The organism is Catenulispora sp. GP43 (assembly GCF_041260665.1).
In the GTDB taxonomy this organism is placed as follows: domain Bacteria; phylum Actinomycetota; class Actinomycetes; order Streptomycetales; family Catenulisporaceae; genus Catenulispora.
This window is the reverse complement of the sequence record NZ_JBGCCT010000020.1, coordinates 236589-245116: the sequence shown is the minus strand read 5'-3', so window position 1 is coordinate 245116 and position 8528 is coordinate 236589. Positions and strand designations below refer to the sequence as shown.

At 71.2% G+C, this 8528-nt stretch carries 6 protein-coding genes; all 6 read right to left on the bottom strand.

Annotated features, from left to right (window positions below):
* Positions 1-145: 145 nt before the first annotated feature.
* The 6 genes from ABH926_RS34470 to ABH926_RS34445 all read right to left on the bottom strand — a co-directional run bounded on the left by ABH926_RS34470 (position 146) and on the right by ABH926_RS34445 (position 8168).
* Positions 146-1399 (bottom strand): NAD(P)/FAD-dependent oxidoreductase, encoded by a 1254-nt coding sequence (locus ABH926_RS34470; RefSeq protein ID WP_370370146.1) that lies wholly within the window; start codon positions 1397-1399, stop codon positions 146-148.
* Between the two features lie 61 nt (positions 1400-1460).
* Positions 1461-2354, bottom strand: a complete 894-nt coding sequence (locus ABH926_RS34465; protein WP_370370145.1) for an alpha/beta fold hydrolase — start codon at positions 2352-2354, stop codon at positions 1461-1463.
* A gap of 55 nt (positions 2355-2409) precedes the next feature.
* Positions 2410-3480 carry a hypothetical protein gene (locus ABH926_RS34460; RefSeq protein ID WP_370370144.1) on the bottom strand — a complete coding sequence of 357 codons (1071 nt, stop codon included), beginning with the start codon at positions 3478-3480 and terminating at the stop codon, positions 2410-2412.
* A 163-nt stretch (positions 3481-3643) separates the two neighbouring features.
* Complete coding sequence (locus ABH926_RS34455; RefSeq protein WP_370370143.1) at positions 3644-4996, bottom strand: class I SAM-dependent methyltransferase; 1353 nt, start codon at positions 4994-4996, stop codon at positions 3644-3646.
* A gap of 88 nt (positions 4997-5084) precedes the next feature.
* A complete protein-coding gene (locus ABH926_RS34450) occupies positions 5085-6299 on the bottom strand; it encodes a putative PEP-binding protein (protein ID WP_370370142.1) in 1215 nt (404 codons plus the stop codon).
* Positions 6300-8168 (bottom strand): FAD/NAD(P)-binding protein, encoded by a 1869-nt coding sequence (locus ABH926_RS34445; RefSeq protein ID WP_370370141.1) that lies wholly within the window; start codon positions 8166-8168, stop codon positions 6300-6302. It lies immediately after the preceding gene.
* Between the last annotated feature and the right edge of the window lie 360 nt (positions 8169-8528).

The following is an 8528-nucleotide window of genomic DNA, read 5'->3' as shown; positions in this document are numbered from 1 at the left end:
TGTCGAGGTCGGTATTCACACACAGACAACGACACCCTTCGCCATGCCGTCACGCAGGCCCACGACCAGCCCAGCCTTCGGACTCAATCATCTAGTTCTAGTTCTAGTTCTAGTTCTAGTTCTGGCTCTAGTTCTGGCTCTAGTTCTAGTTCTGATTCTGGCTCTTGCCACCGCGCAGATCAGCCGCCAGCTCACGAGCCGCCCGAGCCCCGGACGCCATCGCCCCCTGCACCGATCCGGTCGCGCGATGATCGCCGCACACGTACCGCGCCGGTCCCACCCGGGTCGTCCTGCTCAGCGGCCACGGCGGCAGCATCGCCGGCAGCGCGTCCGGCACGTGGTACGTGGCGAGCGCGTCCCAGGCGCGGGTGTCGACCCGGTAGATCTCACCGAGCACGTCGGACAGCGGCAGCTGCGTGTGATCGGCGGGTGAGCCCAGGACCGAGGTCGCGATCAGGGCGCGGTCATCGGGGCTGTAGTCCGGGCAGACGTCGGTGAGCACGACGGTGTTCAGGATCCGCATCCGCTCGTCGACGATGATCGCGGGCTCCCCCAACGGCGTCCGCTCGGCGACGTGGTAATACGTGGTGACCGTCCTCATCTCCGGCGTCGGGCCCGTCCCGGTCAGCTGCGCGGCCTGCCGCGCGCCGGTCGCCACGACCACCGCCGCGGCGGTGCGCTCGCGGCCGTCGGCCAGGACCACGCCGTCGCCGCTCAGCGCGGAAACCGGGCTCTCCAGGCTCAGGCATCCCGGCGGCAGCTGCTCGGCGAGTTGTGCGGGCACCGCGCCGATCCCCTTCGCCGGCAACGAGGCACGGCCGCGCAGCATGCTGCGCCACACCAGGTGCAGCATGCGGCTGGAGGTCGCCAGGTCCGGCTCGAGGAAGACCCCTGCGAAGAAGGGCCGCAGTACGCGATCGATGAAGGCCGGCGACAGCCCGGCGCCGCGCAGGCTGGCGTAGGCGGACTCGTCACGCTGGTCCTTCAGCCGCTGCACCGGCAGTGCGCCGTCCTTCACGCTCATCGCCGACAGCGCGGCCATGTCGCGCACCGATCCCGGCAGGCCCGCGTGCCACAGGTCCTTGACGATGCCCCGGTCCGCCGCCGGGTTGGCGATCCGCACGCGGCGCTTCGTGCCGTGCAGCAGCATGCCCGGATAGAAGGGGCGCAGATCCAGCCGGTCCAGCGCCACCCGCTTGCGGACCTGCGGATAGGCGGGGTTGAGGACCTGGAGCCCCCGGTCGAGGACGAAGCCGTCCCGGCGATCGGAGCGCATGCGTCCGCCGGGCTGGTCGGAGGTCTCCAGGACGGTGACCGCAAAGCCCTGCGCCACCAGGTCCGCGGCGCACACCAACCCGGCGACACCCGCGCCGACGACCACGACTTCGTCTGCCTTCACACCATCACCGTTCCTTTGCCGGGGGTTGCCCTCCTGAACCACCTTGACACAGGGATGTGCGCTAAATGGCGTTTGTTGATCTGGTGTCCTTATGGGAAAGCGCTGCTACAACAAAGCGCCGCACCTCTTCGAGCAACCTGTCAGGGGCGTCGACGAACAGATCGTGAGCGGCATCCGGGACGACGACCAGCCGCCCGCCGGCCGGAAGAGCCTCGGCGGCCGAGGCGATCACCTCCTCGGTCAGCAGGGGGTCGTGTTCCCCGACGATCAGCAGGGTCGGGACTGCGACGGTGCGCAGCTCGTCGGTCAGGTCCAGCTCCTGAAACTGCGGGGTGAAGTGCTCGTTGACCTGCGGCGTGAGCCGCTGCGTCGCGCGCACGGCGGCCAGGGCGGGGCTCGGCGACCGGAGCGCCATCAACGGCATGCACGCCTCCTGCATCCGGGCCACCGCCTGCTCGCTCGCCTCGGCGTGGACGCTCAGCCATGCGTCCTCCGCCGCCTGCCCGCCCAGCGTGCCCATGCGGCGCGCCACCTGCTCGATCGTGGGCAGCCGGGGTGTCGTGGAGGCGACGATGAGGCCGGCGGCCTGTCGCGGATGCCGGAAGGCGTGGTGGAGGGCCACCCAGCCGCCGAAGGAGATGCCGAACACGATGGGGCTGACCAGGCCCAGCTCGTCGATGATCGCCGCGACGTCGTCGGCCCACCGGTCGAGGTTCCACTGGTCCGGGGTGCTCAGGTCGCTGAGGCCGTGTCCGCGCTGGTCCGGGACGACCACGTCGACGACATCAGTCATACCCGAGAAATTCAGGCGTTGCCCCGAGCCCTCCACGCCAGGGCCGCCGTGCAGACAGACCAGTGCCCGCCGCGTACCTCCATCCTGCTGCGGCATGCCGCGCTGCACGGTCACGTGGATGCCGCAGCCGTCGACCTCGATGCGATGCGTAAGTGGTTCCATGGACCGACAACGATAGGGACAGACCGATTGGTTGCCGTGTCGCCGTGTCGCCGTGCTATCCAGTCGCCGTCTGGACGCCACTGTCCAGCCGCCTGGCCACGTGGTCGGGCCGGACATAGCTCGGGGCCAGGGCACGAGCCCGCTCAAGGGACTCGTTCGCCGCCGCACGATCGCCGAGGACATCGTGGATGTGGGCCAGCGTGCAGTGGATGTCCGCCAGATCGAGCCGGGAGCCGGGCTGCCGGCGGGCCTTGCGCGCCAGCGGCAGCGCGGTCTGCGGATCGCCGGACAGAACGGCGATCAGGGCCTGGAGCGCGAGGGGGAACGGCTGTCCGGCCATCAGGGCCTTCGCCCGGGGCACGGCCTCGGCGACCGGGACCTGCCGGGCCTCGGCGGCGTAGAGAGCAAGCTCGGCGAGGTGTCCCGCCTGCCCGGCACGGCTCTTCTCGGCAGCGGCGGGGTTCCGGGCGGCCAGCAGTGACACCTGCCGATCGACGATGGTGAGGGCGTCGGTGAAACGGCCCTCCATGTAAGCGACTCGCGCAGCAGGCATCGAATCCAGACCCTGCTCGACGGCGAGGACACGCATCGGCCGGTCATCGCCCTGCCCGAATCGGATATCGGCATACTGCACGGCGAGCACGCCGGCGATGACCTGCGGATCTGAGTTCAGGCGCGGCTTGAGGAGGCCGGCGATGTACGAGCGCTTGTCCCGAGTGCGGCTCGCCAGCAGAAAGCACGCTGCCAGCAGCGTGCCGGCCACGATGTCGCGCTGGAAGCGGCCTCCCGGCGTGAAGAGCGATCCGGCAAGCAGCCCCCACCCCAGAATCGCCACCAGCTGGGAGAAACGGAACAGCCATTTGCGCGTCGCCAGCGACCGGGTGTCCCGATACACACCGAACACGCCGAGATTCCGCGGCTCGGCCCGCCACTGCACCGTCACGCGCCGGCCCGGCGACACCAGCAGTACCCTGCCCGCACCGACCTGGATCGAGTACAGCGACATCCGCAGCGCGGGCATGACAAGGACCAGAGACAACATAGCCGCGACGTGGGCGCCCACGACCGTCGCACCGATCACCGCGAGATCGAGCAGCTGGTCCGAAGGCAAGCCGAAGTCGAACATCCCCACCCTCCCCTGACCGGCGTGTGTCGCCGAACCCGGGTGGATTCTAGAGGACCGGATACAGCGGAAAAGCGCATGTCCGGCAGCCACCTACCGCCGGACACGCGTGGCGGCGGGCTGGTCTGGCCGTCGAAGCCGTAGCGCCGGTCGATGTCGATCGAGGTCACCGCCTGGATGACGCTCGCCGCTGCGCGAGGATCTGGTCGACGCCCATCCGGCCCTGCTCGAAGGCGAGCGCCCCGCCGGCCAGGTAGAGCCGCCACACCCGGGCGGTCTCGACGCCGACCAGATCCACGGCCTGCGGCCAGCGTTCTTCAAGCGTGGCCTGCCATGCGCGCACGGTGCGGACATACTGCTCGCGCATGGCCTGCACGCCCCGGATCTCCCAGTCGGCGCGGTCCAGCATCCCGACGGTCTCCGACAGCGGCCGCATGTGCATGTCCGGGGCGATGAAGGACTCGATGAACGCCCCGCCTCCGGGGGCGGTGTTCCCACGGGAGTTCCCACGGGACGCCTGCTGCAGCAGCAGCCTGCCGCCGGGAGCAGTCAGCTCGCGCAGCCGGGCCACGAAGCCGGGGTAGGCGTCCTGGCCGACGTGCTCGCCCATCTCGATGCTGGCCACGGCGTCGAAGGGGACTGAGGTGGTGAAGTCCTGGTAGTGGCGGGTCTGGATCTCCACCCGGTCGGCGAGCCCGCGGCTGCGGACCCGCTCGTGCGCCACCGCGGCCTGCGCGGCGGACAGGGTGACGCCGATCGCGGTGACGCCGTAGTTCTCGGCGGCGTGCAGGACCAGGCCGCCCCAGCCGCAGCCGACGTCCAGGAGCCGCTGGCCCGGCCGAAGCTCCAGCTTGCGGCAGATCAGGTCGAACTTGGCGCTCTGCGCCTGCGGCAGGCTCAGGTCCGGCTGGTCCTCGGGCCAGTAGGCGCAGGAGTAGGCCATCGACTCGTCCAGGATCAGCTGGTAGAAGTCGTTGGACAGGTCGTAGTGGAACGCGATCGCCGCCTGGTCGCGGCCCTTGGTGTGCAGGCGCCCGGACAACGCCGCCTGGGACGCCGGCAGGGGCGGCCGCCGGCTCAGCACGCCGAGCCGGCGGGCCTGGTTCAGGGTGCGGGGCCGCAGCGCCCGCACCGGGTGCGGTCTGCCGGCGCGGCCGCCGCGACCGCCACGGCCTCCACGACCGTCGCGGCCGTCCTCGCCGAGCACGCGCCAGACCCGGCGCAGCCCGTCGGCGATGTCGCCGGTGACGTCCAGCTCACCGGTGACGTAGGCCTGGGCCAGGCCCAGCTCGTTCGGGTGCCAGAGCAGGCGGCGCAGCGCGGCCGGTGAGGGGAGGACCACCTCGGGGCCGTCGGAGGGTCCGGCCAGGCTGTCGTCCCAGGCACGCAACCGCACCGGCAGCGGCATCCCGCAGATGTCGCCGAAGAGGCGCGCCAGCTCGGCGGCGATGCCGCGGCCGGGGGCCTGCGTTCCCGGTGCGGGCCGCAGTCCCGCAGGGATGGTGGACTTGGTGGTCATCGCAAGATCTCCCGCTCCGTCGCGCTGGGCCGAATGTTGTGCGCGGGAGGTTCGGTGCCGGGGCCGGGTTCGGATTGGCCCGGTTTTGTCAGGCCGCCGTGAGCACCTGCTGGAGTTCGGCCGTGCACATCATGTAGCCGTCCGGGGGTGGAAGCTGACGGAGATAGTGGGCCAGGTCCGCGTGCAGGGAGAACACCCGCACCGGGGTTCCCGTCGCGCGGGCCGCGGCCACCACGGCGCGCACGCCGGCCAGGACGGCCGGGTGCCGGGTCTGGTAGGACTCGGCGACCAGGTGGTTGTTCCGATCGGCGGCCAGGTAGAACTGCACCAGATCCTTCGTGCCGACGAAGAGCTCGCTGGCGCCGGCGGCACAGATCGCGCGGGCCGCGTGGACCGCCGCCGGCGTCTCGATGAACGCGGCCACCGGTACGTCGTCCGGGATCTGGAGGTGGCTGCGGAGCTGGCGGTATTCGTGTTCGTCGGTGAGGAACGGGACGGACAGGTGCACCCGGTCCGCTGACTCGCCGAGACGGTCGCGCAGGACGCGGAGTGCGGCGTGCAGCGCGTCCCGGTAGCCGCTTGAGCCCAGAAGCCAGCGCGCGCCGTGCAGGCCCATCTCAGGGTTCGGTTCGGCGGCCACCGGCGCGGTGGTCACGTGAGCCGCGTGGTCGGAGCGCAGGTCGAGCAGTCGCAGGACGATCCGCTGGCCGGGCAGCAGGGCGGCGGCGAAGGTGCACAGGCGGTCGGCCAGGACCTGGCCGTAGGCCGTGGCCTGGGCCGGTCCGCCGTGCAGGGCGTCGAGCGGACGCAGGCCGGCGGCCAGGCACAGGAACTCCTCGCGGATGAAGAAGGACTCGACGCGCTGGGCGTCCGGTCCGCTGGCGTTGACGGTTTCGATGTCCTGCAGGTCTGCGATGACCGCGCACAGGGAGCCGAGCTCGTCCAGCATCGCGCGTCCGCCGCGGGTGGCGGGCGGCGGGGCGCCGATTCCGCTGCCGAGGACGATCGACTCGCTCTGGAGGTGCAGCGTGACCTCGCCGTCGAGCCGGGACAGGTCGGCGTGGTCGATCCTGAGCACGGGGATTCCCCGGCCCCGGCAGATGGACTGCATGTGGCCGGTGCGGCCTCCGGAGCTGCACACCACGGCGCTCGCGGAGACGATCGCGTCGTAGAGTCCTGCCTCCAGGGTCGGGGCGACGAGGATGGATCCCTCGATCGGTCTGCCGGTGCGGTTGCAGAACCCTTGCACGATGGTCTGCCTGCCGCCGGACAGGAGGGATCCCTTGATACGCCGCCCACTCATTCAGCCCTCCGGATGGTCGATACCTGCCAGGCCCAGCCGCCGGCGCAGTTGCCGGGGCGTCACGGAGACATCGGTGAGGCGTGCCACGGCGGCCCGGTTCACAGCCGCCCTGACCAGGCGCTCGTGCCGGAAGGCGGCCAGGGACCGGATGCGGTCGTCCACCCGCGCATCGAGCAGTTCCCGCTCACCGCGCGCCCGTGTCGCCAACCGTTTCACCTCCAGTACTACAGCCTCCTCGAATCCGGCCCGGTGCGCTTGTCCGATATTGCCGAAATCTGCTGCAACGCCGAAAACTTCCTCAGCGTCCTGTGGCTCGCCGAGGTCCAGCCGCTCCAGCGCGTGCGCGGCCACCGCGATCGACTGGTTCTTGATGGCGGCCAGGTTGAAGGCGAACGCGCCGGTCCGGCCGTTGCGCACGATCTCGTCGCCCTCGCGCGGCACGCCGACGCTGAACACCGGGCCGATCGGCTCGCCGTGGCTGCCGAGCAGCGTTCCATGCCGGTCGACCTCCACGCCCCGGCCGGTGCGCCGGTGCGGGACCGCGAGCCCCTTGGCCAGCAGGTTGCGCCACAGCGGCTGTCCGACGCGGTCGTAGTCCGGTTCTCTGGCGAAGTTGGACAGCACCAGGTCGGCTTCGATGACGTGCGAGGTGCCGGACGGTGGGGAGACGGTCGCGGCCATGCGGCCCGAGCCGGTCGGGGTAATCGCTTGGACCCGGCCGACGACGAGCCGCAGCCGCCCGTCCGCGGGCCCCATCGCGTGTTCGATGACGGACATCGTGTACTGCACGGCGCACACGCGCAGCGCGGAGATCGCGGTGCCGTACTCGTCGAGCATCGCCCGCAGTTCGGCGGTGGGGATCTGCGCGATCGCCTCGGGGCAGTACGGCTCCCACGCCTTGGCCACCCGCTCGGCGACCACCGCCGCGTCGATCCCCGGGTAGTCGCGGGCGATCGCCGCGCAGGCCGCGTCCCACTCGGCCCGCAGGCGCGCGAGGAACTCCTCCCGGTCGTGGTAGGGCTGCAGCAGCGTGTGCGGGCACGGCAGTTGGACGACGTCGTGCTCGTGGTCGTCGGGGTAGGTCCGGAAGACGGTCCCGCTGCCGGAGATCAGGTGGATGGTGCCGGTGTGGCCCCGGCGCAGCAGCAGGGCGGCCGAGTCGTAGGCGCTCAGCACGGAGCCGACGATCGCCACCGTCGCCTCCGGGGCCAGGGCCTCGAGGGTTGCGACACCGGCTGCGGAGTACGGATCGCGCACGAAGGACGGGTGGCCGAGCACGCCGGCGGCGAAGGCCGGTTCGCGCAGCTCCAGGCCGGTCGCGAGGATCACCTCGTCGGCGGACAGGACCTCGGTCTGTTCGCCGGTCTGCCCGCCGGGCTGCCGGCCGCGCGGGGCGTACCGGTTCACCGTGACCTCGACGCCGTTCGCCCGCACGTCCAGATCGACGGCTTCGCCATCGGCCTCCACCAGCACGACGCCGGGGCGCGCCTCGCGGGCTGCCTGCCCCAGCCGCTGCGCCAGGTAGTCCTGAAAGATCCGGCGCGGCGCGGGACTGTGCTCGGCGAACTCGAAGCCGGCCCACGGCGCCGGCCAGCCGCTCCGGTCGGCCTCGGTGTTCGCCCAGCGGACGAAGTCGAGCACGTCCTCCCGGAACGCGGACATCCGGCCCGCCTGGATGTTGAACACGTGGTCCCAGGGATTGCCGTCGCGGTGGTAGGCGACGCCGGCGTACCGGTAGTCGGCCCGCCGCTCGAGCAGGACGACCTCCAACGGCCCGCGCGCGAAGCACAGCAGCCGGATCGCCGTGGCGGTGCCCGCCAGCCCGGCGCCGACGATGAGGATTCTCGGGCTGACGGCAGTGGGGAGCATGACGGGACCCTCTCCGGTGCGCGGACGACCCGGCGCTGCCGCCCGCCCGGGCGCGAACGCCGCGGACGGAGCATTCGCGAATCAGCGTATATCAGGGTACTGAGTGGGCCAAAGCGCGCTTGATCCCGCGTCGCACGAAAGCCCGGGCCCGGATCGCCCGGCGTACGCGTCGCAAACGACCGATCGGCCGCGGATCCCCATAGCGGTGCTCGCGGATGTCGCGCATCCCGAGTCGGGGTCTGCGCGTGGCCGGAAGCCAGAACTCTGCCAAGTCGCGCCGGATGAAGTCCTCTGCTATGACCGGCACCCCTGACTGGATCTCGGCGACAAACCGCTTGAGCACACGGTCCGTTTCAGTGG